The 14001-nt window shown below is 67.1% G+C and carries 15 protein-coding genes and 1 pseudogene; 4 read left to right on the top strand and 12 right to left on the bottom strand.

Annotated elements, in window-relative coordinates:
- Positions 1-38 precede the first annotated feature (38 nt).
- The 5 genes from dnaN to mutM all read right to left on the bottom strand — a co-directional run bounded on the left by dnaN (position 39) and on the right by mutM (position 5522).
- Complete coding sequence (gene dnaN, locus N8I71_RS02070; RefSeq protein WP_262876253.1) at positions 39-1157, bottom strand: DNA polymerase III subunit beta; 1119 nt, start codon at positions 1155-1157, stop codon at positions 39-41.
- Between the two features lie 129 nt (positions 1158-1286).
- Positions 1287-2750 carry a chromosomal replication initiator protein DnaA gene (gene dnaA, locus N8I71_RS02065; RefSeq protein WP_262876252.1) on the bottom strand — a complete coding sequence of 488 codons (1464 nt, stop codon included), beginning with the start codon at positions 2748-2750 and terminating at the stop codon, positions 1287-1289.
- 629 nt (positions 2751-3379) lie between these two features.
- Complete coding sequence (gene rpsT, locus N8I71_RS02060) at positions 3380-3646, bottom strand: 30S ribosomal protein S20 (protein WP_262876251.1); 267 nt, start codon at positions 3644-3646, stop codon at positions 3380-3382.
- 168 nt (positions 3647-3814) lie between these two features.
- The gene (locus N8I71_RS02055; protein WP_262876250.1) at positions 3815-4591 is read right to left on the bottom strand and encodes an enoyl-CoA hydratase; all 777 of its coding nucleotides are present in this window, start codon (positions 4589-4591) and stop codon (positions 3815-3817) included.
- 64 nt (positions 4592-4655) lie between these two features.
- Positions 4656-5522 carry a bifunctional DNA-formamidopyrimidine glycosylase/DNA-(apurinic or apyrimidinic site) lyase gene (gene mutM, locus N8I71_RS02050; RefSeq protein WP_262876249.1) on the bottom strand — a complete coding sequence of 289 codons (867 nt, stop codon included), beginning with the start codon at positions 5520-5522 and terminating at the stop codon, positions 4656-4658.
- A gap of 100 nt (positions 5523-5622) precedes the next feature.
- On the opposite strand from mutM, the gene ubiE reads away from it, so the two are divergent.
- Both ubiE and ubiB read left to right on the top strand, forming a co-directional pair.
- A complete protein-coding gene (ubiE, locus tag N8I71_RS02045) occupies positions 5623-6387 on the top strand; it encodes a bifunctional demethylmenaquinone methyltransferase/2-methoxy-6-polyprenyl-1,4-benzoquinol methylase UbiE (RefSeq protein ID WP_262876248.1) in 765 nt (254 codons plus the stop codon).
- Position 6388: 1 nt separating this feature from the next.
- Positions 6389-7915 carry a 2-polyprenylphenol 6-hydroxylase gene (gene ubiB / locus N8I71_RS02040; protein WP_262876247.1) on the top strand — a complete coding sequence of 509 codons (1527 nt, stop codon included), beginning with the start codon at positions 6389-6391 and terminating at the stop codon, positions 7913-7915.
- 99 nt (positions 7916-8014) lie between these two features.
- Here the strand turns inward: ubiB and N8I71_RS02035 are convergent, their stop codons facing one another.
- On the bottom strand, positions 8015-8683 hold the full coding sequence (locus tag N8I71_RS02035) for a flagellar hook capping FlgD N-terminal domain-containing protein (RefSeq protein WP_262876246.1): 669 nt from the start codon (positions 8681-8683) through the stop codon (positions 8015-8017).
- Between the two features lie 15 nt (positions 8684-8698).
- A complete protein-coding gene (locus tag N8I71_RS02030; protein ID WP_262876245.1) occupies positions 8699-9271 on the bottom strand; it encodes a flagellar hook-length control protein FliK in 573 nt (190 codons plus the stop codon).
- A 1353-nt stretch (positions 9272-10624) separates the two neighbouring features.
- Between N8I71_RS02030 and N8I71_RS02025 the strand changes: the two genes are divergently transcribed.
- Positions 10625-10951, top strand: a complete 327-nt coding sequence (locus tag N8I71_RS02025; protein ID WP_262876244.1) for a rod-binding protein — start codon at positions 10625-10627, stop codon at positions 10949-10951.
- Positions 10948-11295, top strand: a complete 348-nt coding sequence (locus N8I71_RS02020; RefSeq protein WP_262876362.1) for a hypothetical protein — start codon at positions 10948-10950, stop codon at positions 11293-11295. Before N8I71_RS02025 ends, N8I71_RS02020 begins: the two co-directional genes overlap by 4 nt.
- Positions 11296-11496: 201 nt before the next feature.
- On the opposite strand, the pseudogene N8I71_RS02015 reads toward N8I71_RS02020, so the two are convergent.
- From N8I71_RS02015 to N8I71_RS01995, 5 genes and pseudogenes are all read right to left on the bottom strand, one after another.
- Positions 11497-11619: pseudogene (locus N8I71_RS02015) on the bottom strand (chemotaxis protein MotB); the annotation flags it as partial.
- A 223-nt stretch (positions 11620-11842) separates the two neighbouring features.
- Entirely contained in the window at positions 11843-12187 is a 345-nt protein-coding gene (locus N8I71_RS02010) for a hypothetical protein (protein ID WP_262876243.1), read from the bottom strand.
- On the bottom strand, positions 12184-12573 hold the full coding sequence (locus N8I71_RS02005; RefSeq protein ID WP_262876242.1) for a response regulator: 390 nt from the start codon (positions 12571-12573) through the stop codon (positions 12184-12186). The genes N8I71_RS02010 and N8I71_RS02005 overlap by 4 nt, the downstream gene beginning before the upstream one ends.
- Positions 12574-12622: 49 nt before the next feature.
- A complete protein-coding gene (locus N8I71_RS02000; RefSeq protein ID WP_262876241.1) occupies positions 12623-13507 on the bottom strand; it encodes a CheR family methyltransferase in 885 nt (294 codons plus the stop codon).
- 20 nt (positions 13508-13527) lie between these two features.
- The gene (locus N8I71_RS01995) at positions 13528-13998 is read right to left on the bottom strand and encodes a chemotaxis protein CheW (protein ID WP_262876240.1); all 471 of its coding nucleotides are present in this window, start codon (positions 13996-13998) and stop codon (positions 13528-13530) included.
- Positions 13999-14001: the final 3 nt, after the last annotated feature.

Below are 14001 nucleotides of genomic sequence, written 5' to 3'. Positions count from 1 at the left end.
GGAACTGCCGGCAATTCCGCGCGCTCACATCTGCCCCGTCAGACCCGCATCGGCATCACGACATAAATCGCGCTCAAGTCGTCGCCTTCCCGCATCAGCGTAGGCTCGGCGGAAGAGGCGAACATGAACACCGCGTTCTCGCGGTCGACCTGGCTGGCGATCTCCAGCAGGTATTTCGCGTTGAAGCCGATCTCCAGCTTCTCGTCGCCGTAGGCCACGGCCAGTTCCTCTTCGGCGGCGCCCGCGTCGGGGGCGTTCACCGACAGGATCAGGCGATCCTCGTCGAGCTGCATCTTCACCGCCCGCGAGCGTTCCGAGGACACCGTCGCCACACGGTCCACCGCCTTGGCGAAGTCGCTGGCGTCGACTTCCATGCGGCGGTTGTTGCCCGATGGAATGACGCGCGAATAATCGGGGAAGGTGCCGTCGATGACCTTGGAGGTCAGCGTGATCTCGGGCGTGGCGAAGCGGATCTTCGTCTCCGAGACGGATACCGCGATCTCGGCCTCGTCGTCTTCGAGGAGCTTCCGCATCTCGCCGACCGTCTTGCGCGGAACGATCACACCGGGCATCCCGGCGGCGCCATCGGGCAGCGGCGCATCGATCCGTGCAAGGCGATGCCCGTCCGTCGCGACGGCGCGCAGGACCGGACCCGTCTCGCCTTCGGCGACGTGCAGGTAGACGCCGTTGAGGTAGTAGCGCGTCTCCTCGGTGGAGATGGCGAATTTCGATTTGTCGAAAAGGCGCCGGAGAAGCGGCGCGGGCGCCGAGAAATTGGCGCTGTATTCCGTGGCCGTCATCACCGGGAAATCCTCCCGCGGCAGCGTGGCGAGCTGGAACTTCGAGCGCCCGGCCTCGACCGTCAGCCGTCCCGCCGCACTGTCTTCGGTGATGTTGACCAGCGCGCCGTCGGGCAACTTGCGCGCGATCTCGTGCAGCGTGACCGCCGAGACCGTCGTCGCGCCTGCGCGTTCGACCTTGGCCGGGATGCGGTCGACCACCTCGATATCGAGGTCGGTCGCGCGGAAGCTGGCCGTATCGCCCTCGGCCTCGATCAGGACGTTGGCGAGGATAGGAATGGTATTGCGACGCTCGACAACCGACTGCGCCTGAGAGACGGCGCGCAGGAGTGCGGCGCGCTCGATCGAGAGTTTCATGCCCTGGCTCCGACAGATCGCGGGGAGGCGAGACTACCCGCTCCCCGCGCATGCACAAGTGTTTTCCCGGAGTTTCCCAGTCTGTCCGCCCGCGTCAATCCCCGAAGCGCGGACGAGCGTGCCGGAGTTTCAGGCTTCCAGCATCCGGCGCAGGATTTCCGCGTCCTCGGCGATCTGGCTGTCGACCTGCATCAGTTCCTCGATCTTGCGAACGCCGTAGAGGATCGTGGTGTGGTCGCGGCCACCGAACTTCCGCCCGATCTCGGGCAGGGACCGCGTGGTCAACTTCTTGCACAAGAACATGGCCACCTGTCTCGGACGGGCGATGGCCCTCGAGCGGTTCGAGCTCATCAAGTCGGTCTGGCGAATGTTGTAGTACTCGCAGGTCTTCTTGATGATCTCGTCCATCGTGACCTTGCGGTCGGTGTGACGCAGGATGTCCGAAAGGCAATCCTGGACCATGTCCATGTCGATGTCCTTGTGGACCAGGTCGGCGAAGGCGAAGAGCCGTGTCAGCGCGCCCTCGAGCACGCGGATGTTGGACGACACCTTGCGCGCGATGAACTCGAGCACCCCGTCCGCGATCTTCACCTTGGGATTGCGGGCGCGCATCCTCTCGGCCTTGTGCTGAAGCACGCCAAGGCGCAGCTCGTAGTCGGTGGGGTGGATGTCGACGACAAGGCCGCACTGAAGCCGCGAGGCGATGCGGCTGTCGAGCTCTTCCATGTCGACCGGCGCACGATCGCCCGAAATCACGATCTGCTTGCCCATTTCCACCAGCGCGTTGAACGTGTGGAAGAATTCTTCCTGGGTCGAGGTCTTGCCGGCGATGAACTGGACGTCGTCGACCATCAGGACGTCGACGGCCCGGAACATCTGCTTGAACCCGATCGTGTCCTGCTCGCGCAGCGCCCGCACGAAGCGGTACATGAACTGCTCGGCCGAGAGATAGAGGATGTCGGCCTCAGGGAAATTCGCACGCAGCTCCCATGCGATGGCATGCATCAGGTGCGTCTTGCCGAGGCCCACGCCGCCATAGAGGAACAGCGGGTTGAACGTGACATCGCGGCCTTCGGCCACGCGGCGGGCGGCGGCATGGGCCAGCTCGTTCGGCTTGCCCACGACGAAGTTCTCGAAGGTGAAGTTCGGGTTCAGGTTGGCGCCGGGAACGTCGTCGCCGTTGCGGGCCTTCGAGCCGGACGAGGCGGGGGCCGGTGCCGGCGCCAGGCGGGCGGGAGCGGCCGCGACTGCGGGCTGTTCTGCGGCTTCGGCCATGGCTGGCTGGGGCGCGGCCTCGGCGGTTTCCTCGACGGCGGCGGGGCGGCTGTTGCTGTTCACGGCCACGAAGCCCTCGGGCGGAACGCTGAATTCAACGCGGTCCACACCCACGCCGGCGGACGCGAGATGGCGGAGAATGACATCGCCGAAGTTCTGCGAGACCCATGAGCCGAAGAAGTTCGTCGGAACATGAAAGAGCGCGGTACGGCCATCCATGCGGTCGAACTGGATCGGTTCGATCCAAGCCGAAAAGTTGTTCCGGCCCACCGCCTTCAGAAGCTCGCTGCGCACCTGGCCCCAGGTCTCGTTCGTCATTCCCGTTCCTCTTTTCTTTTTGTGACCGCTGCCATGCCGGCCATCTTACCCCGATTCCCCGCGCGGAGTCCGCACCGGACGATTCAGCGCACCCAAAAAACCGGATACGCCGCGCTCGGACCCGGAACGGTCCGCCGCACCCGGCCTGGAGACATTCTTGGACAAAAGCGTCCGCTGCGCGCCAAACCCCCGGCGCGCCGCCGTCCAAATCCGAATCCTCAAGGTCAGGAGGGACGAAAGTGCAAGCATCGAAGAAACAGGAATACGTCAGCGCCGAAGCCCGACACGCCCTTAACGGGATCACCCCTGTTCCGCCGCTCCAGGGTCTGGACGCAGTGACTTTCCCGTCACCCGATGCTGCGCCGGACCTGTCAATCCGACCCCAACATTCTGTCGTCCCGGGCCTGGCCCGCCGCTCGCTCCATCCGCCCCCCAGGCGTCTGAATCGCCCGGTCAAGCTAGCGGGACTCGCGCGGGCCTCGCAACACATCTTCACGCTTGACTCCGGGCCAATCCGAAATCGAATCTGAACGCCCCTTTTAGGCCTTTGAGCCCACAGGAATTTTTCCGACAAAAAAAGGCGCCCGGCTCGCGGACGCCTTTTTTTCAAGGGCGATGTGGGGGTGCGCTCAGGCGCCCATACCCTTTACCCGCGAACTCAGACGCGAAATTTTCCGGGATGCGGTGTTCTTGTGCATCACCCCCTTGGTGACCCCCCGCATCAGTTCGGGCTGGGCAGCGCGAAGGGCGGTCGCGGCGGCGGTCTGGTCGCCCGAGGCGATGGCCTCCTCGACGCGGCGCAGGAAGGTGCGGATGCGCGACCGGCGGGCCTTGTTGATCTCGTAGCGCCGCTCGTTCTGGCGGGCGCGCTTCTTGGACTGGGGCGAATTGGCCATATCGTGTGTCTCTTTCGTCGGGTCTTCGAATACGGTTATCGCGCGGGAAGTCCCGACCCCGGGTTCAATACCGGGCGAATCCGGCCAGAGCGGGCCTCACACGCATGTCTGGCGCGGCGCATAAGCGAATTTCGCGCGGAAGGGAAGCCCCGGGACGCGGGTCGCCCTTTACTTGTCGCGGAACTGCGGCTCGCGCTTCTCCAGGAAGGCGGCCATGCCCTCTTTCTGGTCCTCGGTCGCGAAGAGTGCGTGGAACAGCCGCCGTTCGAACAGAAGGCCCTCGCGAAGCGGCGTCTCGTAGGCCCGGTTCACGGCCTCCTTCACCGCCATCACCGTGATCGCGGATTTCTCCGCGATCTTCGCGGCGGCGCCCATGGCCTCTTCCATCAGCTTCTTGGCAGGCACGACGCGGCTTACGAGGCCCGAGCGCTCGGCCTCCTCGGCGGTCATGAAGCGGCCGGTCAGATGCATGTCCATCGACTTGGACTTGCCGGCGAAGCGCGTCAGGCGCTGCGTGCCGCCGATTCCGGCCACCACGCCGAGATTGATCTCGGGCTGACCGAATTTCGCGGTGTCGGCGGCGATGATGAAGTCGCACATCATGGCAAGCTCGCAGCCGCCGCCAAGCGCGTAGCCCGCCACCGCCGCGATGATCGGCTTGCGACAGCGCAGCATCTGCTCCACCTCGGCGCCGAACATGTCGGAGGCGAAGGCCTCGACGAAACTCTTGTCCGACATCTCCTTGATGTCGGCCCCTGCCGCGAAGGCCTTGTCCGAGCCCGTCAGGACGATGCAGCGGACCTTGTCGTTCTCTTCGGCGGCCTTCAGCGCCCTGGACAGCTCTCCCAGGAGCTGCGTGTTGAGCGCGTTCATCGCGTCGGGGCGATTGAGCCTTATGAGCGCGATGTGGTCTTCGATCTCTACGATCAGGGTCTCGTAGGCCATGCGTCGGACACTCCGGGCTGTTGCGCTGAGGCGCAGGGTTAGCACCGCGAGCGGCGGGTTCAACCTATCTTTGACAGGCGGGGCAGTAGAAAGTCGATCTTCCGCCCTGGACCTTGCGGCGGATCGTTCCCGCGCAACCGCTGGTTTGGCAGGGTTCTCCCTCGCGTCCGTAGGCGCGGAAACTGTGCTGAAAATACCCCAGGTCCCCATCTGCCTGCCGGTAGTCCCGGAGCGAGGAGCCACCGGCATCGATCGCCTCGGCCAGAACGGCGCGGATCTCGGTCACCAGACGCGACAGCCGCTCGGGCCCGATGCGCCCGGCATGGCGCAGGGGCGAGATGCCCGCCCGATTGAGCGCCTCGCAGACATAGATGTTTCCCAGCCCCGCGACGATCCGCTGATCGAGAAGCGCGGTCTTCACCGGCGTCCGCTTGCCCGAAAACCGCTTGGCGAGATGCACCTCGTCGAAGGCGTTTCCCAGCGGTTCGGGCCCGAGATCGGCCAGCAGCCAGTGCGCCTCGACCGTTTCCGTCGGCGCAAGGTCCATCGCCCCGAAGCGCCGGGCGTCGTTGAAGGTGACGCGCATGCCCGCATCGGTGTCGAGGACGACATGGTCGTGCTTTTCCGGCGCGGGGTGGTCGTGGGCGAAATGCCCCGGCATCTCCCGCCCGCCGCCGGCGCCCGACACGATCATCCGCCCGGACATGCCGAGGTGCACGATCAGCGTCTCGTTCGTGTCTAGATCGGCGAGGATGTATTTCGACCGCCGCCGCAACCGCTCGACCCGCGCGCCGGTCAGACGCTCGGCCATCCGCTCGGGGAAGGGCCAGCGCAGGTCGGGCCTGTTGACCTCGGCCCGCGCGATCACCGCACCCTCCAGCACGGGGGCGAGGCCGCGACGGACTGTCTCGACTTCTGGAAGTTCGGGCAAGGCGCGCTTTCCTTCGGACGGGGCCGGGCTGTAACGCCGCGTTGCAGCCCCGGTGACGAGGCCTATAACAAGGCCCGACAAAGGCGGAGCACAACCCCTGATGACCGACGACCGCGAGACGCCAGAGGCCGGGACTACGCATTTCGGCTTCCGCACGGTGGAGGAGCGCGAGAAAGCGGGCCTCGTCCACGGTGTCTTCACCAACGTGGCCAGCCGTTACGACGTGATGAACGACGTGATGAGCGGCGGTGTGCATCGCATCTGGAAGGACGCGATGATGGATTGGCTCGCCCCGCGAGACGGCCAGCGACTGCTGGACGTGGCGGGGGGCACGGGCGACATCGCGTTCCGGTTCCTCAGAAGGGCGCCGGGGGCGACGGCCACCGTGCTCGACATGACCGAGTCGATGCTGATCGAGGGTCAGAAGCGCGCCGAGGCGACGCAGGTCGCCGACAAGCTCGAGTGGATTGTCGGCGACGCCATGGCGCTTCCGTTCGAGGACAACAGCTTCGACCGCTACACGATCAGCTTCGGCATCCGGAACGTGACGCGCATTCCAGACGCACTGTCGGAAGCGTTCCGCGTGCTGCGTCCCGGCGGCCGGCTCATGGTGCTGGAGTTCAGCCAGCTTCCGAACGAGGGGCTGCAGAAGCTTTACGATCTCTACTCCTTCAACGTCATCCCGCGCATGGGCCAGGTGATCGCGAATGACCGCGACAGCTACCAGTATCTCGTGGAATCGATCCGCAAGTTCCCCGACCAGGAGAGTTTCGCGTCGATGATCCGCGCCGCCGGGTTCGAGCGCGTGGCGTACCGCAACCTCAGCTTCGGGATCGCCGCACTGCACTCGGGCTGGAAGATCTGAGGTGAAGGGCCCCCACAACATCTGGCGGCTGGTCCGGACCGGCGCGACCTTCGAGCGGACGGGCGCGATGAGCGCGGTTCTCGAGGCGATGGATGCGCCGCGTCCCGTGCGCATCGCCGCCCGCGTGCTTGGCTGGCCGTTCAAGTGGCTGGGGCTGCGCGGCGACCCGAAGGTTCCGCCGGTGCCTCGCGCGCTGACGGCGCTCGGCCCCGCGTACATCAAGTTCGGGCAGATCCTGTCGACGCGGCCCGACGTGGTCGGCGAGGAGATGGCGCGCCACCTGCAGGTCCTGCAGGACAAGCTGCCGCCCTTTCCGACCGCCGCCGCCCGGCGCGTCGTCGAGCACGAGATGGAGGCCCCGCTCGAAACCCTCTTCTCGGAATTCTCGGAGCCCGTGGCGGCCGCCTCCATCGCGCAGGTGCATCGCGCACGGCTTGTCGACAGCGGGCGACCCGTCGCGGTGAAGGTCCTGCGCCCCGGAGTGGAGCGTGCCTTCCGCACCGATATCGACGCTTTCTACCTCATCGCCTGGGCGGTCGAGACGCTGTCCCCATCCTCGCGCCGGCTGCGCCCAAGCGACGTGATCGCCCATTTCGAGGGCGTGGTGATGCAGGAGCTAGACCTGCGGATCGAGGCCTCGGCGGCCGGCGAGTTCGCCGCCAATACCCAGGGCGACGAGGGCTTCGACGTGCCTGCCGTCGAGTGGTTCCTGTCCTCGCGCCGGATGATGACGCTGGCCTGGGCCGAGGGGATCCCGCTGTCCGACCTCGCGGCGATCGACGCCGCCGGGCACGACCGGAAGGCCCTGGCCGCGCGCGTGCTCCAGATGTTCCTGAGGCATGCGCTCAGGGACGGCTTTTTCCATGCCGACATGCACCAGGGGAACCTGAAGGTCGCGCCGAACGGGGATGTCGTCGCGCTCGATTTCGGGATCATGGGGCGGATCGACGCCTATACGCGCCGGGTCTACGCCGAGATCCTCATGGGTTTCATCCGCAAGGACTATCGCCGCGTCGCGGAGGTCCATTTCGAGGCGGGCTACGTGCCGGCCGACCGCGATGTGGGCGAGTTCGCGCAGGCTCTGAGGTCCGTGGGCGAGCCCATCTTCGGCATGGACGCGACCCGCATCTCGATGGGTCGCCTGCTGGCCTATCTCTTCGAGGTGACCGAGCGCTTCGGGATGGAGACGCGGACGGAACTGATCTTGCTGCAGCGGACGATGGTGGTCGTCGAGGGCGTCGCCCGTTCGCTCGATCCGTCCATCAACATCTGGACGGTCGCCCGGCCTGTGGTCGAGGAATACATCCGCGAGAACATCGGGCCAAAGGCGCTGGCGCGTGACCTGTTCCTCACGGCCCGCGTGCTGGCCCGGTTCGGCCCCCGCCTTCCGCAACTGGCGGAGGCGGCGCTGCTTGCCCAGAGCAACCCGCCGCGGCGCAAGCAACCCTCTGTCTGGCCCGAGCGGCTGGGTTGGGCCGTCCTCGGAGGTTCCGCGGCGCTGGTGGCGGTGTTTCTGACGCAGCTCTGAGGCGGGCGTCATCCGCCTTGCGACGTCCACGCCGGTGGTGCCCCGCATCCGCCAAGCGGTCTTGCTGGGACTTCGCATCGAGCGGGGCGTGAGCAACACTCAGTCCGCCGCGCGCTGGCGCAGGCCCTGAACGGCATCCGCGGGTATGGTCACGCCCCCCTCCATCGTCAGGAACACGCGACCCTCGATCAGCCGCGCTTCCTCGATCGATGCGCGGACCGAGGCGGGTCGCGTATCGACGAGGTCCTCCCCCGACCAGTTTTCCACCGACACCGCATAGGTGCCCGGCGGAAGCATGCGCCCCTGAAGGTCCACGCCGGTCCATCCGAAGGGTGCGTCGGACAGGGGAACGGGCATCCGCTGCACGACCGTCCCGGCGGCGTCCCTCGCCACCAGTTCCATCCGGTCCGCCCGGTCGGCGGGCGTCGCCTGAAGGGTGACCGGCGTGCCGGAAAACGAGACCGGCATCTCGGCCATCGCCTCCATCCCGATCCAGCTCCCCAGTTGTCCCATCCCCAATGTGCCGAACCCGTTGGAAAGGGTTTCCAGAAGCTCGTTGGTGCGCACCTGCTGTTCCACCCCGGAGAAAGTGGCGAGTTGGGTCGCGTATTCGGTCGATTCCATCGGGTTCAGAGGATCCTGGTTCTTCAGCTGTGTCGTAAGAAGTTGCAGGAAAGTCTGGAAATCCGCGGTCAGGACCGAGTGATCGGTGACCGCCGCGGACGCGCCGTTCTGACGCTGGGTCGTCTGAGAAGGGAAGATCTCCATCGGGGGTCCTTTCGGTCAGAGCCTGAGGTCGAGTGCACGGTGCGCCGCCATTGGGGGTCCCGGTGCCTTCGCGACGTGTCCGGATGCGATGCCGGAGGGATCGCCCGCCGCGGTGCCGGGCGACGGGGCGCCTTGTGGCCGCGACTGGAACGCAGCACCCCCCTCGCCTCCGAGACCGATCCTCACCTGCGGCGCATCGAGGCCCGAGCGCGCGAACTCCTGCGCAAGCAGGTCGAGGTGGCGCCGCATGAGGTCCGCGGTTTCGGGACGGTCGGACAGGATCGAGAGGGTGATCGTTCCTCCCGTCTCCACGAGGCTGAGGCGCACACGGCCGAGTTCCGGCGGGTCGAGCGCGATCTCGATGACGCCCGTCGAAGGCTCCCGCGAGAAGGATGGGACATGCGCGGCGATCTGTTGCGCTACGGACTGCGCCAACGAGGCGGTCGGGACGGACGGCGCGGCGGCGGTCTGTGCGCCTGTCGGTCCCGTTGCGGAGGCCTGCCCGATGGCGAAGGCGTCGAGCGAAAACTCGACCGGGCCCGCGGACATGGACGTGAGTGCCGTGGCCTGCCCGCGTGCAGGGGACATTGCCGAAACCGCCGCGGCCTGCACGGGCGCGCGCGGAATCCAGGGAGCGCCGTTCGGCACCGATCGGGGCGTCCCCTCCGCCAGGTTGCGGTTCCGGGGTTCGGTGACGGCGGCCCGATCGCCTGGATTTCCTCCCGGAGGCGTCGGAACGGGCGCCTTCGGGACGTTGGTCGCCCCTCCATCGGCGGGCGTCATGGCGGGGCGTGGCGTTCTACCCTCCTCCACCTCGCCCGCGACCCGAAGGCCCCGGCCACCGGGATCGGATTTTGTCATGTCCTGCGCCAGGTCGGATGCGGCGCGCGGCCCCAAGTCCGTGGCTCCAGTTTCGGGCTTGCTGGCGGAAGCGCGCGCCGCGTTTCCGGGCAATCCAGGGTCCGGTTCGCCGTCAGCCTGACCGGGGCGACCGGCGGAGTTCAGCTGGCCGCGCTCGGATAGATCGGCCTCCGTCCGGCCAGGCCCGGCAGGGGCCGTCGGACCGCTTGGCCCGGGCCTTTGGGTGTCCTGAGACCCCGAAGCCTCCGGCATCTCCCGGCCTGCGATGCCACCTAAGCCCGGCGAATGTCGCCCGGTTTTGGAATCATCCTGTCCCTGTCCCTTCGCGGTCCTGGCGCCTTGCCCCTCCAGGGCGGCGGCGGGAACGGACTCCTGTCCGGTCGGAGCGGCCCCCCGGTCGGTCGGGAAGGTCGGCCGCTCGGGAATGTCCGGAACCGGTGTACGCGCGATCTCGCGTTGGTCTCTTGCCTGCGACGGCGCCCCCTCGGCCGGTGGCCGAAGCGACGCGGCCGGCGGGGCATCCGGTTCCGTAATGGCAAGGCCGGCCGGAATTTCGCTGGGAGATGTCTCCGCCGCGAATGCCGCCTCCGGGTCGTCGGCATGTGGATCTTCCGTGCCGGGCGATAGGTCGGCGATGCCGGACATGACCGCTTCCTCCTCCCCCGGATCGGAACCTTCCGGCGCTGTCCCGATGAAGGCGGCATCGTCCATGTCGAACACCGCCACGGTTTCCGCGTCCCGCGCCCCGGCGGACGGGTCGCCCGCTTCGGCGGCGCGGTCCGGCGCGGCGGCCGGGGCGCGGTGCGGATCGAGGATGCGCGGTGCCTTGCCGGCGCCGCCGGCTCCGGCGAATGCCAGGTGAAACGCGCCACCCTCCGGCATGGCGCGTCCGCCAGCCTCCTGGGGCATGACGGCGCGGGGTCCGGCGGAAGGGCCCGGCATGGCGGGCACGGGAAATTGGGCATCCATTCTGGCTGTCCGACGTCAAGGAAGTCGCCTCCCTGATACCCGCGGTCCCTTACCGAATCTTTACGCCCGGCCTTCATGCTTCCGAAAAATCGCTGCAATTCGAGGCAAGCCATGCAGGTCGCTCATGACGCGGTTCGCGTATATTCCCCGGTCATTCCGGAATCCGGGGCGCAGGTTCCCGACCATGAGGCATTGCGCGCGGTCGCGCGGGATCTCGAGGCCGCGTTTCTCGCCGAGATGCTCAAACATGCCGGCCTGGGCGCAAGCCGCGCGGGCACCTTCGGCGGCGGCGCTGGAGAGGAGCAGTTCGCCTCCACCCTCAGGGTCGAACACGCACGCCTGCTGGCAGAGCGCGGCGGCATCGGCCTTGCCGAGAGCTTCTTTCACGCACTGCTGACGCGTGAGGGCCTGACCGCCCAAGCGGACACGGCAGAATGAGCGCCGCCTCCCGCCGTGTCACTGCCGAGATCTCGCGTCTCCTCCAGGTGCAGAACGACGCGCTGCGTGCCGGCCGGCTCGACACGCTCGCCGCGCTCGTGCCTCAGCTCCAGAAGGCGATAGAGCGTCTGGGGCCCGATATCGACCGGCCGACGCCCGAGCTATCGCGGCTCAGGCGGACGGCCGCACGCAATGCGGAACTGCTCGCGGCGGCGCAGGACGGACTGCGCCGTGCGCGGATGATCCGGGACCGTGCCGCGGCACCCGCCCTGACGACCTACGGCGCCGACGGCCGGGTGGCGCCTCCGCCCTCCGGGGCCGGGCGCACCCTTTCCCGGCGCTGAAACGGGGGCCGGAAAACCCCGGATTCGAGCGATTATTTTGGCGCCGACGGCGATGTGTCTTCCGCAGCTTAGGACCTTGTTCAGCTTTTTCCGCCAAGGTCTCCCGGCACCATGCGGGTGGCGTGGTCCGGATCGAGGGACCGCAGACGTCAGAACGACATTTCGCAAGGGCCGCTGGCCCATCTTCGGGCGCTGAAGACGCGCCGAGAAAGCAAAGGAAAGGGACGACATGGCCACTTTCCACGCGCCGCCGTGATGGCCGCCACCCGCGACGACCTTCTTTCGCTTCACGATCAGGGGGCGGGCATTCATTCCGTCCGCCATTGCGCCTCACCTCCAGGCTTCTGGTCGCTCGACGCGGCGGTATTGCGGGAATGGGGCGGCCGCTTGCCCGGCAAGCGGCGTCGCGACCGGCGGGACCGCGGCGCGAACGTGCAGCGGACTCGGCCGGCCTGCATGAAGAGTGCCGTCCCCACAGGCAGGGCATGCCTCGGCCGGACAAGGAACGTCCGGTCGGCCCCCGCCATCCTTTCCACTGTCGCTCCCATCACGGAGCGAGCATGCGCGCGCGCTGGCGCGCCACGGGGATGCAACCGGAAAGCTGCGCGACGTCGAGACGCCGGTCGGGCGAAGGATCCTCGGCCACGATGCGCAGTACACGGGCGAGTGCCTGGGACTCCTGCCGCAGCAGGTCGATGGATTGCAGCAGGGGCAGTCCGGGCCGGAGGTCTCCCGAGGCGAGGGCGCATCCGAGCGCCTTGTCGATCCGCGACAGCATCTCGGCCTGGCGATCGGCCTCTCGCACGCACGCGTCCAGAACGTCGAGTGCGCCCGGGGGATGCCATGGCACCGGGGCACCGTCCGGCTCGCCGCCCTGGTCGTCGACGATCAATGCAACGTCCCCACGACCTGTTCGATGCAGGTCTTCAGCCCTTGTGTCGAGAAGGGCTTCGTCAGGAAATTGTTCATCCCCAGCTGCTGGCCCCGCGTCAGGATCTCCCGGTCGGCCCGCCCGGTGATCAGGATGAAGCCGATCCGGTGGGTCGAACGGTTGCGCCGCAGGGCTTCAAGGAGCGACAGGCCATCCATGCCGGGCATGTTGTAGTCCGAGATGACGAGGTGAACGGGGCTGGCCACGAGGCTGCGCAATGCCGCCGTCCCGTCTGTCTTGTAGTCGACGTGGCGCAAGCCGATCTCCTCGAGGGCGTTCTCTATCAGTCCGCGGCTGACCGACATGTCGTCGACCACCATGATCTGCAGGCTGTTCTTGAGGGACATGACGGTGTCTCCAGTTTCGTTCGGATCATGGCCGGGATGGGCCGGCGGGTTAATCGGAGGGCGCGTGAGCCGCCGTCACGGGACGCGCGGTTCGGCGATACTGGGTTACGCCTGCCGGCTGGAGGAAGTCCTCGAGATCGGCGTCGACACGCTCGGAATGGCCGATGAAGAGGGTACCGCCCGGGCGCAGCCGCTCTGCAAATCGCCGCCAGAGGCGCAACCGTGTCTCGGCATCGAAGTAGATCACCACGTTGCGGCAGAAGATGATGTCGAACATGCCCTGAAAGGGCCATGGACCCAGCAGGTTCAGTTCCTCGAACCGCATCGTAGCCCTGAGCGCGGGGTCGATCGCGAAGGTCGGCTCGCCGGTGCGGTGATGGGCGTGACGGCGCAGTGCCGGCGGGGCATTGGGGCCCAGTTGCTGCGCATCGTAGGTTCCCCGCCGGGCGCGCGCGACCATCTCTGGATCAATGTCGGTCGCAAGAAGCCTGAAATCGGCCTTCGACGCGTCCGGCCACGCCTCCGCGAGCGTCATGGCGATGCTGTATGGCTCTTCTCCTGAGGAACATCCGGCCGACCAGATGCGGATCCGTTCCCCGTGCCGGGCGCGCGCGGCCATTTCGGGGGCCATGCTGGCCAACACCTCGAAATGCACGGGTTCTCGGAAGAAGCTGGTGACGTTGGTCGTAATCGCCGAGATCAGTTCGCGCCGTTCCGCTTCACCGGCCCCCGTCTCGAGCAACCGGCGATAGGCGCCGAAATCGTCGAGGCCCATGGCACGAAGGCGCCGTGACAGCCGGGACACGAGCATGCTGCGCTTGCCTTCGTTCATCACGATGCCGGTTTCGGCATGTATCAGCCGGGAGAAAGCCGAGAAGTCGGCGTCGGACATCGTCACCCCGGTGTCCATGCGCGGCGGTGTCGGCAGTGCCATGGCAGGGTCGCGGACGGGGATCATGCCAGCTCGACCCCGAGTTCGGGCAGAACGCGAGCGAGGTCGATCTTCCGGAGCATCCGCCCGTCATCGAAGGTCACGACTTTGCTGATGAAGTCACGAGCAACCTCCGACGCGATGTCGGGAACCTGTCGCATCGCGGTGTCATCGATGGTGAGGATGTCCGACACCACGTCGGCCAGCAGTCCGATGGTCTGGTCGCCGATCATGACGATGATGATGATATGCCGAGCCGAGGGTTCCGTGGGCCCGAAGCCAAGCCTGGCCGAAAGATCGACGACCGCCACGACCGAGCCGCGCAGGTTCACGACGCCCTTCACGTAGTCCTGGGAATGCGGAAGGACCGTGGTCGGCGTCCAGCCGCGTATCTCGCGAACAACGCCGATGTCGATGCAGAAATCCTGCTCGGCCACTCGGAAGGAGACGACGTCGCGCCGTCCCGGCGTGTCATGGGCGCTGTTCTGAAGCATGCT

This window comes from Roseicyclus sediminis (genome assembly GCF_025515305.1).
In the GTDB taxonomy this organism is placed as follows: domain Bacteria; phylum Pseudomonadota; class Alphaproteobacteria; order Rhodobacterales; family Rhodobacteraceae; genus Roseibacterium; species Roseibacterium sediminis.
This window is presented reverse-complemented; position numbering and strand designations above follow the sequence as displayed.